At 40.8% G+C, this 18,519-nt stretch carries 11 protein-coding genes; all 11 read left to right on the forward strand.

Annotation, left to right across the window (positions count from 1 at the left end):
* The coding region (locus HMPREF2987_RS05830) for an SIALI-17 repeat-containing surface protein (protein ID WP_142995369.1) at nt 1-305 on the forward strand (305 nt) is incomplete at its 5' end.
* Nucleotides 306-954: 649 nt separating this feature from the next.
* Nucleotides 955-4,374, forward strand: coding sequence for an SIALI-17 repeat-containing surface protein (locus HMPREF2987_RS05835; protein ID WP_075229732.1), 3,420 nt, complete (start codon nt 955-957; stop codon nt 4,372-4,374).
* A gap of 294 nt (nt 4,375-4,668) precedes the next feature.
* Nucleotides 4,669-5,367: an N-acetylmannosamine-6-phosphate 2-epimerase gene (locus HMPREF2987_RS05840; RefSeq protein ID WP_049548142.1), complete on the forward strand. Its 699-nt coding sequence runs from the start codon at nt 4,669-4,671 to the stop codon at nt 5,365-5,367.
* A 117-nt stretch (nt 5,368-5,484) separates the two neighbouring features.
* Nucleotides 5,485-6,810 (forward strand): ABC transporter substrate-binding protein, encoded by a 1,326-nt coding sequence (locus tag HMPREF2987_RS05845; protein ID WP_075229733.1) that lies wholly within the window; start codon nt 5,485-5,487, stop codon nt 6,808-6,810.
* Nucleotides 6,811-7,041: 231 nt separating this feature from the next.
* Complete coding sequence (locus tag HMPREF2987_RS05850; protein WP_083312423.1) at nt 7,042-7,908, forward strand: carbohydrate ABC transporter permease; 867 nt, start codon at nt 7,042-7,044, stop codon at nt 7,906-7,908.
* Between the two features lie 16 nt (nt 7,909-7,924).
* Nucleotides 7,925-8,764 carry a carbohydrate ABC transporter permease gene (locus HMPREF2987_RS05855; protein ID WP_075229735.1) on the forward strand — a complete coding sequence of 280 codons (840 nt, stop codon included), beginning with the start codon at nt 7,925-7,927 and terminating at the stop codon, nt 8,762-8,764.
* Between the two features lie 199 nt (nt 8,765-8,963).
* Nucleotides 8,964-9,416, forward strand: a complete 453-nt coding sequence (locus HMPREF2987_RS05860) for a NanQ anomerase/TabA/YiaL family protein (RefSeq protein WP_075229736.1) — start codon at nt 8,964-8,966, stop codon at nt 9,414-9,416.
* 20 nt (nt 9,417-9,436) lie between these two features.
* Nucleotides 9,437-10,087, forward strand: a complete 651-nt coding sequence (locus HMPREF2987_RS05865) for a YesL family protein (RefSeq protein ID WP_075229737.1) — start codon at nt 9,437-9,439, stop codon at nt 10,085-10,087.
* A 164-nt stretch (nt 10,088-10,251) separates the two neighbouring features.
* Complete coding sequence (locus tag HMPREF2987_RS05870; RefSeq protein WP_049548138.1) at nt 10,252-11,169, forward strand: dihydrodipicolinate synthase family protein; 918 nt, start codon at nt 10,252-10,254, stop codon at nt 11,167-11,169.
* A gap of 15 nt (nt 11,170-11,184) precedes the next feature.
* Complete coding sequence (locus HMPREF2987_RS05875; RefSeq protein ID WP_075229738.1) at nt 11,185-12,069, forward strand: ROK family protein; 885 nt, start codon at nt 11,185-11,187, stop codon at nt 12,067-12,069.
* A 322-nt stretch (nt 12,070-12,391) separates the two neighbouring features.
* Nucleotides 12,392-18,519: SIALI-17 repeat-containing surface protein (locus HMPREF2987_RS05880; RefSeq protein ID WP_257375146.1), on the forward strand; the 6,128-nt coding region annotated here is incomplete at its 3' end.

Genomic DNA, 18,519 nt, shown 5'->3' on the forward strand with positions numbered 1-18,519 from the left:
CAATTTCAGAAGTTCCAGCCTATGAAGGTGGCGCAAATGCGGTAGAGGCTGTTAGTTCAGATATCCCAGTTTTTGCGGGTGGTGTAAACGGTGCTGAAGCGACTGTCCATGAGGTTCCAGAGTATAAGGGTGACCAGTCTATTGTGACTCAGGCTATGTCACAAGGACATACTTATCAAGCTCCTGCAGCGCATCAACATCTCCTCCCTGAAACAGGAAGTGAAGATCTTGCTCCTCTTGCCTCTGTCGGATTTGTAGGAATGCTCCTAGGCATGTTTGTCATGGGCAAGAAAAAAGAAGATTAATAAAATAGCTAAAACTGAAAAATTTCATCGAGAAATTTGATTTTGCATAAGAAGGAGAGGCTGGGACAAAAGTCCTAGTCTCTCAATTGTCTTTGGATTGTCGAGCAAGACGCAGTGGTTGAGTGGGCTCTTCTACGCTGATTTCATCAGCTTTTACAGCCCTACTCAACTGTGCGGAGGTGGGACGACGAAATCGAATTCTAACGAATTACCGATTTCTGTCCCACTCTCTTTATATCTGGGAATTATTGGGGTAAAAGATAGGTAGGAGAAGTTTAATGCTAGGTCTATCGAAAATATCGCTTCATAAAATATGCCCCTCAAATGTAGGGCAATCAAAGCGAAGAATTTACTCAAAAATCAGAAAGTAGTTTCAGAAAAATAAAAATATGACCACAATATTAAAAGTGGAATCTGTTATATATTAATCTATCTAAAAATATGAAAATTTATTATATAATGTAGGTAGGATAAAAATGAAAGGAGAAGCAAATTCTCTGTTTAACGAAGTAATGAAAAGAGATGAATGTTCGTTACAGCAGGAGGAAACTCATTCGTCAAATAGATTTATTTTTGAAATTTAGTCAGTGGGACTAAAAATTTTAAGCAAAAAAGAAAGCGCTTTATTTTCGGGGTGAAAGGACAAGAAATGAAACATAGTCATTTTGAAAAAAAACAACGATATGGAATTCGTAAATTTGCAGTTGGGACAGCTTCGGTTGTGATTGGAGCAGTTGTTTTCGGTGCGTCACCAGTATTAGCTCAAGAATCAACAGCTACCAGTAATGAGATCACTGAGCTTGGAGTAGACAAGGGTCAAACTGAAAAAGTAGCAGATACTGAAAAGAATGTTACTGAGTCTAATGGAGTAGATACAGTCACACATACATCTACAGAAGCACATACTGGAACAGAGACAACTGCAACAGCAGAAACAGCAGAAGCAACTAGAGAAACCGAAAAAGATCCAGCTTCGCTTCCACGTGATTATTATGCTAGAGAGTTAGAGAACGCCAATACTGTTCTTGAAAAGGAAGATGTAGAGACTAATGCTGCAAATAGCAATAGAATTGATTTGACAGAGCAATTGGACAAACTGAAACAGCTTCAAAATGCGACCATTCATATGGAGTTCAAACCAGATGCTTCTGCACCAGCATTTTACAACCTTTTCTCAGTATCAAGTGATAAGGTAAGAAATGAATACTTTACAATGGCTGTGTATAACAACGTTGCCTTGATTGAGGGCCGCGATCAAGATGGAAATCAATTTTATGATAGATACACAGATGCACCATTAACAGTCAAACCAGGTCAGTGGAACTCAGTAACCTTTACAGTTGAAAGACCAAGTGCAGATTCTCCAGATGGGCAAGTTCGTCTCTATGTAAACGGAGTTTTGTCACGAACAAGTAAGAAATCAGGACGCTTTATTAAAGATATGCCTGATGTAAATCATATGCAAATTGGTACCACAAATCGTGCAGGAAGTATGGTTTGGGGGGCAGGCTTACAAGTTCGTAATCTAACTGTTTACGATCGTGCCTTGAGTCCAGAAGAAGTTCAAAATCGTAGCTACCTATTTGAAAGATCCGAATTAGAGAAAAAGCTTCCAGAAGGAGCTGAGATAACAGATAAAAAGGATGTCTTTGAAGCTGGTAAAAATGGGCAGTCAAATCCAGATGGTATTAATAGCTATCGTATTCCAGCCCTCCTTAAGACTGACAAGGGAACTTTGATTGCTGGTGCTGACGAACGCCGCTTACACCACTATGATTGGGGTGATATCGGTATGGTCGTTAAACGAAGTGAAGACAAGGGCCAAACATGGGGCGATCGCATCACTCTTACCAATCTTCGTGACAACCCAAAAGCCAATGATCCATCTGTCGGTTCACCAGTGAATATCGACATGGTCTTGGTCCAAGATACGGAAACTAAACGAATCTTCTCAGTTTACGATATGTTCCCAGAAGGTAAAGGAATCTTCGGAATGTCTTCTGAAAGAGAAGTTGCTTATAAGGAAATTGATGGAAAAACTTATCAAATTCTATACCGTGAAGGAGAAAATGGAGCCTATACTATTCGTGAAGATGGTGTTGTCTACACACCAGATGGTCAGGCAACGGATTACCGTGTTGTTGTAAATCCTGTCAAACCTGCTTATAGTGATAAAGGCGATCTTTATCAAGGTGAGCAGCTACTAGGAAATATCTACTTTACAAGTAATAAAACTTCTCCATTTAGAATTGCTAAAGACAGCTACCTATGGATGTCTTACAGTGATGATGATGGTAAAACTTGGTCTGCACCACAAGATATTACTCCAATGGTCAAAGCTGATTGGATGAAATTCTTAGGTGTGGGACCTGGAGTGGGCATTACCCTCCAGAATGGACCTCATAAAGGTCGGATTGTCGTCCCTGTCTATACGACAAACAGAACCAACCACCTCAACGGATCTCAATCGTCTCGCATCATCTACTCAGATGACCATGGTAAGACTTGGCATATGGGTGGCGGTGTCAATGACAACCGTACACTTTATGATGGTACAGTAGTTGATTCAAGCAACATGAATAATTACTATGCTCAAAATACGGAGGCTTCAGTTGTTCAGCTGAACAATGGTCAGTTAAAACTCTTTATGCGTGGTTTGACTGGTGATTTGCAGGTTGCGACAAGTCATGATGGTGGTATTACATGGGACAACTATGTAGCACGCTATGATGTACCTGATGTTTATGTTCAAATGGCGGCGACTCATACGGTTCAAGATGGTAAAGAGTACATCCTTCTAGCAAATGCCAATGGCCCAGGTCGTAAGAATGGTTATATTCGAGTAGCTCGCGTAGAAGAAGATGGCGAGTTGACTTGGTTGCACCATCATTTGATTCAAGAAGGAGAGTATGCCTATAACTCACTTCAACAGATCGGACCAAAAGAATTTGGTCTCTTGTACGAGCATCATGAAGCTGGTGGCAATCCTTATACTCTATCCTTCAAGAAATTCAACTGGGATTTCTTAACGAAGGAAAGAATTTCTCCTAAAGAAGCCAAAGTTAAAAATGTTATTGAAAAATGGCCAGGAATTCTTGCAGTAGAATTTGATTCAGAAGTTTTGGTTAACAAAATCCCAACACTTCAGTTGGCAAATGGTAAAAAAATAAACTTTATGACCCAGTACGATACTAAGACTTTGCTATTCACAATAGATAAGTCAGATCTAGGTCAGGAGATAACTGGACTTGCTTCTGGAGCTATCGAGAGTATGCACAACCTTCCAGTGAGTCTTGAAGGAGCAGGTATTCCTGGAGCTGCCAACGGTAGTGAAGCTGCTGTTAACGAAGTACCAGAATTCACAGGTGGTGTTAATGGTGTAGAAGCTGCGACTGCTGAACTTCCAGAATTTACTGGTGGAGTCAATGGTAGTGAAGCAGCTGTAACGGAGCTCCCAGAGTATACTGAACCTATTGGTACAGTAGGTGAAGAAGTAGCACCGATAGTAGAACTTCCAGAATTTGCAGGTGGTGTCAATGGTGTAGAAGCAGCAGTTCATGAACAACCAGAATTTAGCGGTGGTGTCAACATCGACAGTCTTGTCACTCCTGAGAATCCAGCCTTTGAAGGAGCTGTCAACGGTGCAGAAGCAGCCGTACATGAAGTTCCAGAATTCAATAGCGGTGTCAATGGCGAGGAAGCAGCCGTAGCCAATGCTCCAGAATTTGTAGGTGGAGTTAATGGTGTAGAAGCAGCGGTTCATGAACAACCAGAATTTACAGGTGGTGTGAACGCAGTAGAAGCAGCAAGAGCAGAATCTCCAGAATTTGTAGGCGGTGTCAATGGTGCAGAAGCAGCTGTACATGAAGTCCCAGAATTCAAAGGTGAGCAAGAGATTGTAGTTCAGGCCATGTCACAAGACAAGACCTATCAGGCACCAGCAGCGCCTGCAACACGTCAGCAAGCTCTTCCTGAAACTGGAAATGAAGATGCTGCAACTCTTGCAAGTGTAGGACTTGTGGGGATGCTTCTTGGCATGTTCGCCATGGGTAAGAAAAAAGAATATTAGTGCAATAGATAAAATTTAAAGGTTTTATAGATAAACTTGATCCTTACTAGAAAGGGTCGTAACCAGAAGGTGTTACGGCCTTTTTCTTTCATTTTTACGAGTAAAAAGCGATGTTTTCAAGGATTTGAGAGGTACTGGGAGGGATTTTAGACGTCTGAAACTACTTTCAGGATGAATTGTTGCATAAAATTGTTTTGAAACTTCAATCTATTCTAGTACAAAATATTGAAAGCGTTTTAATAATGAGCTATAATAGTCACATAAGCACAAAGAAAAAGAAAAGGAGGAAAGTGGATGCCACAAATTAGTAAAGAAGCTTTGATTGAACAGATTAAAGATGGAATCATTGTTTCTTGCCAGGCTCTTCCTCATGAACCGCTCTACACAGAAGCGGGAGGAGTAATCCCCTTGCTAGTCAAAGCAGCAGAGCAAGGTGGAGCGGTTGGTATTCGGGCAAACAGTGTCCGAGATATCAAGGAAATCAAGGAAGTTACAAAACTTCCAATTATCGGGATTATCAAGCGAGACTATCCACCACAAGAACCATTCATTACTGCTACAATGAAGGAAGTGGATGAATTAGCTGCGCTTGATATCGAAGTTATCGCTCTTGACTGTACTAAGCGTGAACGTTATGACGGCTTAGAGATTCAAGAATTTATTCGCCAAGTGAAGGAAAAATATCCAGATCAATTATTGATGGCGGATACAAGTACCTTTGAAGAAGGCTTAACAGCAGTAGAGGCAGGAATTGACTTTGTCGGTACAACTCTATCAGGTTACACTTCTTACAGTCCAAAAGTGGATGGCCCAGATTTTGAACTCATCAAGAAACTCTGCGACGCAGGGGTGGACGTCATTGCTGAAGGAAAAATTCACACACCAGAACAAGCTAAGCAAATCCTAGGTTATGGAGTGCGAGGCATCGTTGTAGGTGGCGCTATTACTAGACCAAAAGAGATTACGGAACGCTTTGTTGCCGGTCTTAAGTAACATCATATAAAAAACGAGGAGAGTGGTTGATTAGTAGGAAAAAATGAAAACGTATACAAAGTCGACATTGCTCTTTATCCAATTCGGATACGCTTAACATCATTTAGGAGAATACAAATGAAATTTAGAAAACTAGCTTGTACAGTACTTGCGGGTGCTGCGGTTCTATCACTTGCTGCTTGTGGCAAATCAGACGCTAACAAAGATGCTGCCAAATCAGGCGATGCAGCAACAACAGAAATTACTTGGTGGGCATTCCCAGTATTTACTCAAGAAAAATCTGGTGACGGTGTTGGAACTTATGAAAAATCTATCATCGAAGCTTTCGAAAAAGCAAATCCAGATATCAAAGTTAAACTAGAAACAATCGACTTCAAATCTGGACCAGAAAAAATCACAACAGCTATCGAAGCTGGTACAGCTCCAGATGTACTTTTCGATGCACCAGGTCGTATCATCAATTACGGTAAAAATGGTAAATTGGCTGAGTTGAATGACCTCTTTACAGATGAATTTGTTAAAGATGTTAACAACGAAAACATCGTACAAGCAAGTAAAGCTGGCGACAAAGCTTACATGTATCCAATCAGTTCTGCACCATTCTACATGGCTATGAACAAGAAAATGTTGGAAGACGCTGGTGTAGCTAACCTTGTTAAAGAAGGTTGGACAACAGACGACTTTGAAAAAGTTTTGAAAGCGCTCAAAGATAAAGGATATACTCCAGGTTCATTGTTCAGTTCTGGTCAAGGGGGAGACCAAGGAACACGTGCCTTCATCTCTAACCTTTACGGCGGTTCTGTAACTGATAAAGAAGTAACTAAATATACAACTGACGATCCTAAATTTGTCAAAGGTCTTGAAAAAGCAGCTGGCTGGATCAAAGACGGTTTGTTGAACAACGGTTCACAATTTGACGGTGGAGCAGACATCCAAAACTTTGCAAACGGTCAAACTTCATACACAATCCTTTGGGCACCAGCTCAAAACGGTATCCAAGCTAAACTTTTGGAAGCAAGTAAAGTTGAAGTGGTAGAAGTACCATTCCCATCTGACTCAGGTAAACCAGCTCTTGAATACCTTGTAAACGGATTTGCAGTATTTAATAACAAAGACGAAAAGAAAGTCGCAGCAGCTAAGAAATTCATCCAATTCATCGCAGATGATAAAGAGTGGGGTCCTAAAGACGTTGTTCGTACAGGCGCATTCCCAGTTCGTACTTCATTTGGTAAACTTTACGATGACAAACGTATGGAAACAATCAGTGGCTGGACTCAATACTACTCACCATACTACAACACAATTGATGGATTTGCTGAGATGAGAACTCTTTGGTTCCCAATGTTGCAAGCTGTATCAAACGGCGATGAGCAACCAGCAGAAGCTTTGAAAGCATTCACTGAAAAAGCAAACGAAACTATCAAAAAAGCAGCTAAACAATAAGCCCTAATTTAAAAGTTGAGTCCCCCCTTTTCCCTGTGAACATTCGTACACGAAAAGGGGGACTTTTGTTTAAAATGTAAGGAACTGACAGGTCAAAATTAAAATGAAGTTCTTACATAGGCTAATCTTAGAAAAAATTTCATTTTGATTTTACATCAATGTCAGACGACAATCAAAAAACAAAAACTATTTGAAAGTGAGGTGCCGACTGTGAAAGTCAATAAAATCCGTATGCGGGAAACAGTTATTTCCTACGCATTCTTAGCACCAGTATTAATCTTCTTTACCGTCTTCGTCTTAGCTCCAATGATCATGGGCTTCATCACTAGTTTCTTTAACTACTCGATGACTAGCTTTGAGTTTGTGGGATTGGACAACTACATCCGCATGTTTAAAGATCCTGTCTTTATGAAGTCTTTAATCAACACCGTTATCTTGGTTATCGGATCTGTACCGGTCGTTGTACTCTTCTCACTCTTTGTGGCATCACAAACCTACCAACAAAATGCGGTTGCTAGATCTTTCTACCGTTTCGTATTCTTCCTACCTGTTGTTACTGGTAGTGTTGCCGTTACGGTTGTTTGGAAATGGATCTACGATCCACTATCAGGTATTTTGAACTTTGTCCTTAAGTCAAGCAATATTATCAGCCAGAACATTTCTTGGCTGGGAGATAAAAACTGGGCTTTGATGGCGATTATGATTATCCTTTTGACAACTTCTGTTGGTCAACCGATTATCCTTTACATCGCGGCAATGGGAAATATTGACAATTCACTTGTTGAAGCGGCGCGTGTTGATGGCGCTACTGAGTTTCAAGTTTTCTGGAAGATTAAATGGCCAAGCCTTCTTCCGACAACTCTTTATATCGCAATCATCACAACGATTAACTCATTCCAGTGTTTCGCCCTTATTCAGCTTTTGACATCTGGTGGACCAAACTACTCAACAAGTACACTTATGTACTACCTTTACGAAAAAGCCTTCCAATTGACAGAATACGGTTATGCTAATACCATCGGTGTCTTCTTGGCAATCATGATTGCTATCGTAAGCTTTGTTCAATTCAAAGTGCTTGGAAACGACGTAGAATACTAAGAGAAAGGAGACAGCTATGCAATCTACACAAAAGAAACCCTTAACAGCCTTCACTGTTATTTCAACTATCATTTTGCTCTTGTTGACTGTACTCTTCATCTTTCCATTCTACTGGATTTTGACAGGTGCATTCAAATCACAACCGGATACCATTATGATTCCACCACAATGGTTCCCTAAAGCTCCAACTATGGAGAACTTCCAACAATTGATGGTGCAAAACCCAGCCTTGCAATGGATGTGGAACTCAGTCTTCATTTCCTTGGTAACTATGTTCTTGGTTTGTGCAACTTCATCTCTAGCAGGTTATGTATTGGCTAAGAAACGTTTCTATGGTCAACGTATCCTCTTTGCTATCTTTATCGCTGCCATGGCCCTTCCAAAACAAGTTGTCCTTGTACCATTGGTACGTATCGTCAACTTCATGGGAATCCATGATACTCTTTGGGCAGTTATCTTGCCTTTGATCGGATGGCCGTTTGGGGTCTTCCTTATGAAACAGTTCAGTGAAAACATTCCAACAGAATTGCTCGAATCTGCTAAAATCGATGGATGTGGTGAGATTCGTACTTTCTGGAGCGTAGCTTTCCCTATCGTGAAGCCTGGATTTGCAGCCCTTGCAATCTTTACCTTCATCAATACTTGGAATGACTACTTCATGCAGTTGGTAATGTTGACTTCACGCAACAATTTGACCATCTCACTCGGGGTTGCAACTATGCAGGCCGAGATGGCAACTAACTATGGATTAATCATGGCAGGTGCAGCCCTTGCAGCTGTGCCAATCGTAACAGTCTTCCTTGTCTTCCAAAAATCCTTCACTCAAGGTATTACTATGGGAGCCGTTAAAGGTTAATACTCTGCGAAAATTGAATATAGTACAATCTGTTTATCAGTATGCAGAAGTATAGTTGATAGACTAAGAGAATACAGGATATATAAGTGTCTACAAAATGGAGAGGAGTTGGTTACTTCATGGAGTTTTGTTAGACACTTATAAACTTACTAGCCAGACATTTCTTGTCTGAAGCTAACAATCAATTAAAGGAATTACTATGATTTTTGATGATTTAAAAAATATCACCTTTTATAAAGGGATTCATCCAAATCTAGATAAGGCCATTGATTATCTCTACGAGCATCGAAAAGAGTCTTTTGAACTTGGGAAATATGAGATTGACGGAGATAAGGTCTTTCTAGTTGTACAAGAAAATGTCCTTAACCAAGAAGAAAATGATCGCTTTGAGCATCATAAAAACTATGCGGACTTGCATTTATTGGTAGAAGGTCATGAGTATTCAAGCTATGGTTCTCGTGTTAAAGACGAGGCTGTAGCTTTTGACGAGGCAAGTGATATCGGCTTCGTCCACTGTCATGAACAATACCCACTTTTATTGGGTTATCACAACTTTGCGATTTTCTTTCCAGGGGAACCTCATCAGCCAAATGGTTATGCTGGCATGGAAGACAAGGTTCGTAAACATTTGTTTAAAATTTTAATTGATTAGTAAGTTAGGAGGAGCAAACAATGGCACAGAAAGGATCCGGATTACTCAAGGCAGCATTTGATACGGATAATGTCCTCATGCGTTTTAGTGAGAAGGTTTTGGATATCGTGACTGCTAATCTACTCTTTGTTGTGTCTTGTTTGCCTACTGTGACCATCGGAGTAGCTAAGATTAGTCTCTATCAGACTATGTTCGAAATCAAGAAAAGTCGAAGAGTACCCGTATTTAAAATCTATATTAGAGCCTTCAAGCAAAACCTGAGATTGGGGCTTCAACTAGGTTTGTTGGAATTGGGAATTGTTTTAATTAGCTTGCTTGATTTATATCTATTTTGGGGACAAGCAGGTCTAGCTTTTCAGGTGCTGAAAGCCATCTGTCTAGGGATCTTAATCTTTTTGACATTAGTGATGTTAGCAAGTTATCCTATCGCAGCGCGTTACGAATTGACTTGGAAAGAAGTGCTTCAAAGGGGCTTGCTCTTAGTGAGTTTCAACTTTCCTTGGTTCTTCTTGATGCTTGCAATCCTCTTCTTAATCGTAATGGTTCTTTATGTATCAGGCTTTACTCTTGTACTGGGTGGCTCTGCCTTTCTACTATTTGGCTTTGGTCTTCTTGCCTTTTGGCAAGCTGGATTAATGGAAAAATTGTTTGCTAAATATCAATCAGAATGAAAGCGAGATGAAACTACTTTCAATTGAGAAAATATTCAAACAATAACTAGAAATTAAAATCTAAGTGGCTGAGATGTATTGAAAGCGCTTTTTACAAGGTGTATACTAAAATAGTAAAAAATCATCTGCCCAGTGCAGAAAATAAGAAATCTTAGGAGAAATCTATGTCAGATTTAAAAAAATATGAAGGTGTTATTCCTGCCTTCTACGCATGTTATGATGATGCGGGTGAAGTTAGCCCAGAACGTACTCGTGCCTTGGTACAATACTTTATTGATAAAGGTGTTCAAGGGCTTTATGTCAATGGTTCTTCTGGCGAATGTATCTATCAAAGCGTTGAAGACCGCAAGTTGATTTTGGAAGAAGTCATGGCAGTTGCCAAAGGTAAATTGACCATCATTGCTCACGTGGCTTGCAACAATACTAAAGACAGTATCGAACTTGCTCGCCATGCTGAAAGTTTGGGGGTAGATGCTATCGCAACAATCCCACCAATTTACTTCCGTTTGCCTGAGTACTCAGTTGCTAAATACTGGAACGACATCAGTGCTGCTGCACCAAACACAGACTACGTTATCTACAACATTCCTCAATTGGCAGGTGTTGCCTTGACTCCAAGTCTTTACACAGAGATGTTGAAAAACCCACGTGTCATTGGTGTTAAAAATTCTTCAATGCCAGTTCAAGATATCCAAACTTTTGTTAGTCTTGGTGGTGATGATCATATCGTCTTTAATGGTCCAGACGAACAATTTTTAGGTGGACGTCTCATGGGAGCAAAAGCTGGTATCGGTGGTACTTATGGTGCTATGCCAGAACTCTTCTTGAAACTCAACCAATTGATTGCAGATAAAGACCTAGAAACAGCGCGTGAATTGCAATACGCTATCAACGCTATCATCGGTAAATTGACTGCAGCACATGGTAATATGTACTGTGTCATCAAAGAAGTCTTGAAAATCAATGAAGGACTTAATATCGGATCAGTTCGTTCTCCACTTACACCAGTGACCGAAGAAGATCGTCCAGTTGTTGAAGCAGCTGCGGCATTGATTCGTGAAACTAAGGAGCGTTTCCTCTAATCAACAGGAGGCTTTATGGCTAATTATGTTGCAATTGATATTGGTGGAACTAATATCAAATACGGTTTGATTGACCAAGATGGACAACTTGTAGAGTCTCATGAAGTAGCAACTGAGGCTCATAAGGGTGGTCCCCACATTTTACAAAAAACAAAAGATATCGTAGCTAGCTATCTAGAAAAAGGTCCAGTGTCAGGTGTCGCCATTTCCTCTGCGGGAATGGTTGACCCTGATAAGGGTGAGATTTTCTATGCAGGTCCACAGATTCCAAATTATGCCGGTACTCAATTTAAAAAGGAAATTGAAGAAAGTTTTGGAATTCCTTGTGAAATTGAAAATGATGTCAACTGCGCAGGTCTTGCGGAAGCTGTATCAGGATCTGGAAAGGACGCAAGTATTACTCTTTGCTTGACAATTGGAACAGGTATCGGTGGTTGCTTAATCATTGATGGCCAAGTTTTCCATGGCTTTAGTAATTCTGCCTGTGAAGTTGGCTACATGCACATGCAAGATGGAGACTTCCAAGATCTAGCTTCTACAACTGCCTTGGTTGAGTATGTAGCCAAGGCTCATGATGAGGAAGTGGCTCATTGGAATGGTCGTAGAATTTTCAAAGAAGCTACAGAAGGCAATAAACTCTGTATGGAGGGAATTGACCGTATGGTAGACTATCTTGGGAAAGGTCTTGCTAACATTTGTTATGTTGCCAATCCTGAGGTTGTTATACTAGGTGGTGGTATTATGGGGCAGGAAGCGATTTTGAAACCAAAAATTCGTAAAGCTCTAAAAAATGCGCTTGTTCCAAGTCTAGCGGAAAAAACAAGATTAGAATTTGCGCGTCATCAAAATACTGCAGGTATGCTTGGTGCATACTATCACTTCAAAACAAAACAATCCTAAGCTGGCCTTGCCAATTTAGGATTTTTTAGTGGTAAATAGTGGCAAAAATATTCAGTAAAAATCTAGTTAAACTTTTGGAAGCCCTTGCATTTTTCAGGATAATATAGTATATTTATTATACTGCAGAAACTCTAGGTAAAATTTTTGCTAATTTGAGCCTTATTTTATTTTCAAAAAATGTAAGCGATTTCTCTAAAAGAACTTACCCAAAAATAAATAGCTTAGGAGCAGAGTTTTAAGCTAGGGAATCAAACAAAAAATGTCGCCAGCTTAAGCTGGGCTTGGGCAGTAGCTGACTGCTCTAGAATAGTAGGAGTATTTGATGAAACAATATTTTTTAGAAAAAGGTAGAATATTTAGTATTCGTAAACTGACTGTTGGTGTTGCTTCTGTCGCAGTTGGTCTTGCTTTTTTTGCTTCTGGGAATGTTGCGGCTAGTGAACTTGTGACAGAACCAAAACTTGAAGTGGATGGTCAAGCAAAAGAAGTGGCAGCTACAAGCACGGAAACTCTAGAAGCTGTCAAAGAAGTGGCTGAAAAACCAGCTCCTCTTGCAGAAAATGCAGTAGAAGAAGCAGGTGATTTACTCCCTGAAGAAATTCCTGACCGTGCTTATCCTGATACGCCAGTGAAAAAAATGGATACTTCAGCCATTGTTTCAGAGAAAGAAAGTCCACAAGTAGAGACTAAGAGCATTTTGAAACCTACAGAAGTGGCTCCATCTGAAGGTGAAAAAGAAAATAGAGCCATTATCAATGGCGGGCAAGACCTTAAGCATATCAATTATGAAGGTCAACCAGCTACATCAGCAGCGATGGTTTATACAATTTTCAGTTCACCTCTAGCAGGTGGTGGAACTCAGCGTTACCTCAATTCTGGCTCTGGTATCTTTGTGGCTCCAAACATCATGTTGACAGTGGCTCATAATTTCTTGAAGAAGGATGCCGAAACCAATGCTGGTAATATCTTAGGTGGTGACACTGCTAAGTTCTATTACAATGTAGGTTCAAATTCTGCTAAGAATAATTCTTTACCAACTTCAGGAAAAACTGTTTTGTTCCAAGAAAAGGACATCCATTTCTGGAATAAAGAGAAGTTTGGTGAAGGGTACAAAAATGACCTAGCCTTGGTTGTGGCTCCAGTTCCAGTACAGATTGCAAGCCCAAATAAGGCTGCAACCTTTACTCCTTTAGCTGAATACCGTACCTATAACCCTGGTGAGCCAGTTAGCACGATCGGCTACCCAACAGATTCTACTTCTCCAGAATTGAAAGAACCAATCGTACCTGGTCAATTGTATAAGGCTGATGGTGTTGTTAAAGGTACTGAAAAGTATGATGATAAGGGAACAGTTGGTGTTACTTATCGTTTGACTTCTGTATCAGGTCTTTCAGGTGGAGGTATCCTCAACGGTGATGGTAAAGTTATCGGTATTCACCAACGGGGTACAGTTGATAATGCGAACATTCCTGAAAAAGACCGTTTCGGTGGAGGTCTTGTCCTATCTCCAGAACAACTAGCATGGGCTAAAGGCATCATTGATAAATACGGTGTTAAAGGCTGGTATCAAGGCGATAACGGTAGCCGTTATTATTTCACTCCAGAGGGAGAAATGCTCAGAAATAAGACAGCAGTTATTGGCGAAAATAAATACTCTTTCGATGAAAGTGGTGTAGCAACTCTTCTTGAAGGTGTTGAATATGGACGAGTTGTTATCGAACACGTAGACCAGAAAGATAATCCAGTCAAAGAAAACGATACTTTTGTTGAAAAGACAGAAGTTGGAGCTCAATTTGACTATAACTATAAAACAGAAATTGAGAAGACCGACTTCTACAAGAAGAATAAAGACAAATATGAGATTGTCTCAATTGACGGAAAAGCTGTCAACAAGCAACTGAAAGATGCTTGGGGAGATGATTATAGCGTTGTGAGCAAGGCTCCTGCAGGAACTCGCGTTATCAAGGTTGTTTATAAGGTCAATAAAGGTTCCTTCGACGTTCGTTACCGCTTGAAAGGTACAGATCAAGAATTGGCACCAGCAACTGTGGACAACAACGAAGGAAAAGAATATGAAGTTTCCTTTGTCCATAGATTCCAAGCTAAAGAAATCACGGGCTACCGTGCAGTCAATGCAAGCCAAGAAGCTACCATCCAGCAAAAAGGAGTGAATCAAGTTATTTTTGAATACGAAAAAATTGAAGATCCAAAACCAGTAACACCGGTCACTCCAGTGGTTGATCCAAAAGATGAAGAAACAGAAATTGGAAACTATGGACCGCTGCCAAGTAAGGCTCAATTGGACTACCACAAGGAAGAATTGGCCGCCTTCATCCACTATGGTATGAATACTTATACCAACTCTGAGTGGGGTAACGGTAGAGAAAATCCTCAAAACTTTAACCCAACTAACCTTGATACAGACCAGTGGATTAAGACTTTGAAGGATGCCGGATTCAAACGAACAATCATGGTTGTAAAACACCACGACGGTTTTGTGATTTATCCATCTAAATATACAGACCATACGGTTGCTGCTAGTCCATGGAAAGATGGTAAGGGAGACCTTCTCGAAGAAATCTCTAAATCAGCGACTAAGTATGACATGAATATGGGTGTTTACCTATCACCATGGGATGCTAATAACCCTAAATATCATGTTGCAACTGAGAAAGAGTATAACGAATACTATCTCAACCAACTCAAGGAAATCCTTGGAAATCCTAAATACGGTAACAATGGTAAATTCATCGAAGTTTGGATGGACGGTGCGCGTGGTAGTGGAGCTCAAAAAGTAACTTATACCTTTGACGAATGGTTCAAATATATCAAGGAAGCTGAAGGAGATATCGCTATCTTCTCTGCACAACCGACAAGCGTCCGTTGGATTGGTAATGAACGTGGTATCGCAGGAGATCCAGTTTGGCATAAGGTCAAGAAAGCTAAAATCACTGATGATGTTCGAAATGACTATCTCAACCACGGAGATCCAGATGGTGATATGTACTCTGTAGGTGAAGCAGACGTTTCTATCCGTTCAGGTTGGTTCTACCATGACAATCAACAGCCAAAATCAATCAAAGATTTGATGGATATCTACTTCAAGTCTGTTGGTCGGGGAACGCCACTTCTACTCAATATTCCACCTAATAAAGAAGGTAAATTCGCAGATGCAGACGTGGCTCGCTTGAAAGAATTCCGAGCAACCTTGGATCAAATGTATGCGACTGACTTTGCTAAGGGTGCAACTGTAACTGCAAGCTCTACTCGTAAGAATCACTTGTATCAAGCAAGTCATTTGACAGATGGTAAGGATGATACTAGCTGGGCATTGTCAAATGATGCGAAGACAGGTGAATTTACTGTCGATCTTGGTCAAAAGAGACGCTTTGACGTGATTGAACTCAAAGAAGACATCGCTAAAGGTCAGCGTATCTCTGGATTCAAGGTTGAAGTTGAACTCAATGGCCGTTGGGTACCATACGGTGAAGGCTCAACTGTTGGTTATCGTCGCCTTATCCAAGGTCAACCAGTAGAAGCGCAAAAGATTCGTGTAACTATTACTGGTGCGCAAGCGACTCCTATTTTGACAAACTTCTCTGTTTATAAGACACCAAGCAGTATCGAGAAGACAGATGGTTACCCTCTTGGATTGGACTACCATTCAAATACAACAGCAGATAAAGCAAATACAACTTGGTATGACGAATCTGAAGGTATCCGCGGAACATCTATGTGGACTAACCAAAAAGATGCAAGCGTAACTTACCGTTTCAACGGAACTAAGGCTTATGTCGTATCTACAGTGGATCCAAACCACGGCGAAATGTCAGTTTACGTTGATGGACAAAAGGTTGCAGATGTTCAAACCAATAATGCAGCTCGTAAACGTAGCCAGATGGTTTATGAAACAGATGACTTGGCTCCAGGTGAACATACCATCAAACTAGTTAACAAAACTGGCAAAGCTATTGCAACTGAAGGTATCTACACGCTCAATAATGCTGGTAAAGGTATGTTTGAGTTGAAAGAAACAACCTATGAAGTTCAAAAAGGCCAACCAGTTACTGTAACCATCAAACGTGTTGGTGGTAGCAAAGGAGCTGCGACAGTTCATGTTGTGACTGAGCCAGGAACAGGGGTTCACGGTAAGGTTTATAAAGATACAACAGCTGATTTGACCTTCCAAGATGGTGAAACAGAAAAGACTTTGACAATTCCGACAATTGACTTTACTGAACAAGCTGATTCAATCTTTGACTTTAAAGTGAAAATGACTAGCGCTTCAGACGATGCCTTGCTTGGATTTGCAACTGAAGCAACTGTTCGAGTAATGAAGGCTGAATTGCTTCAAAAAGATCAAGTAAGTCACGATGATCAGGCCAGTCAACTTGACTATAGCCCAGGTTGGCACCATGAAACCAATTCTTCTGGCAAATACCAAAACACTGAGTCTTGGGCATCATTTGGTCGTTTGACTGAAGAGCAAAAGAAAAATGCAAGCGTAACAGCTTACTTCTACGGTACAGGTCTTGAAATCAAAGGTTTTGTTGATCCTGGACATGGTATCTACAAGGTAACTCTGGATGGTAAAGAACTTGAGTATCAAGATGGTCAAGGAAATGCCTCTGATGTCAATGGCAAGAAGTACTTCAGTGGTACAGCAGCTACACGTCAAGGCGATCAGACTCTCGTTCGTTTGACTGGGCTAGAAGAAGGTTGGCATGCTGTAACCTTGCAATTGGATCCAAAACGAAATGATACCTCTAGAAATATTGGTATCCAAGTTGACCAGTTCATCACTCGTGGTGAAGATAGCGCTCTTTATACCAAAGAAGAATTAGTTCAAGCTATGAAGAACTGGAAGGATGAATTGGCTAAATTTGACCAAACAAGCTTGAAGAACACTCCAGAGGCGCGTCAAGCCTTCAAGACAAACTTGGACAAATTATCAGAACAACTTTCAGCAAGCACTGTCGATGCGCAAGAGTTGATGCTGACAGCTACAACCTTACAAGCTATCCTTGATAAGGAAGACAACTACGGTTCAGATGACACACCGACACCAGACCAGCCAGAGGAGCCAAACTACGACAAGGCTATGGCAAGTCTGGCAGAAGCGATTGAAAGAAAGACTAAAGAACTTGGTGATGATAAGGAAGCTAAGAAGAAATTAGTTGAGTTGGCCGAACAAGCTCTTACTGCTATCCAGGAAGCTAAGACTCAGGATGCAGTAGATAAGGCTTTGGCAACTGGTATCGCTGCTATCAATCAACTTCAAGCAACTCCAAAAGAGGATCCAAAACCAGAAGAACCAAGCAAACCAGAAGAGCCTAAAGTTGACCGCCATAAGGCGATTGCAGAATTAGCCGCAGCAGTCGAGAAAAAAGCTGCTGAACTTGTAGATGATGTAGCTGCACAGGAAAAACTGGTTGAACTTGGAGAGCAAGCCCTTACTGCTATCCAGGAAGCTAAGACTCAGGATGCAGTAGATAAGGCTTTGGAAAATGCTCTAGCTGGTATTAATCAACTTCAAGCGACTCCAAAAGAGGATCCAAAACCAGAAGAACCAAGCAAACCAGAAGAGCCAACGATTGACTACGAAAAGGCAATGTCAAGTTTAGCTGAGGCAATTCGAAGAAAGACTACTGAACTAGGTAGCGATAAGGAAGCTAAGAAGAAACTGGTTGAGTTGGCAGAGCAAGCTCTTGCTGCTATCGAAGAAGCTAAGACTCAAGATGCAGTAGATAAAGCTTTACAAGCTGCCCTAGCTTCTATCAATCAACTTCAAGCTGCTCCGAAAGAGGAAGTGAAACATTCAACAGTTCCAGCTGAAGGAGATAAGGTCTTAGTTCAAACGCAACCAAGTCTTGAAGTAACGACAGAACCAATCGCCTTTAATACTGTTCGTCGTGAGAATGCCTTCCTAGCTAAAGGTAAGGAACAAGTTGTTTCAGAAGGTAAAGCAGGTCAAGTAACGACTTATGTAGAAGTAGATGGAGATACACGTAAGACAGTTAAGGTTGAACGTGAAGAAGCTCAAGATCGTGTCATCGAAGTTGGTACTTATGAAGGAACATCTGAGCCAGCTGAAGGTGTTAAAGAATTGAGCTTTAGTCAACCAAGTCTTGAGGTAGTTGAAGAACCAAGAGGCTTCAAGACAGTGAAGCAAGAAGATCCAACTCTTCCAGAAGGTAAAACTAGCGTGTCTCAAGTAGGTCGTGAAGGTAAAGAACGTATCATCACCGAAGTAGCATTGGATGGAAGCCGTACTGAAAAACTTCGCGAAGTTGTTGAAGAACCACAAGATGAGATTGTACTAGTCGGAACTAAGAAAGTTGAAACAGGTAAAACAGATCCAGTGATTCATGAAGTACCAGAGTTCACAGGTGGTGTCAATGGCGCAGAATCAGCTGTTCGTGGAGAAGATCCAGAGTTTACTGGTGGCGT

The organism is Streptococcus sp. HMSC067H01 (assembly GCF_001814775.1).
Lineage (GTDB): Bacteria > Bacillota > Bacilli > Lactobacillales > Streptococcaceae > Streptococcus.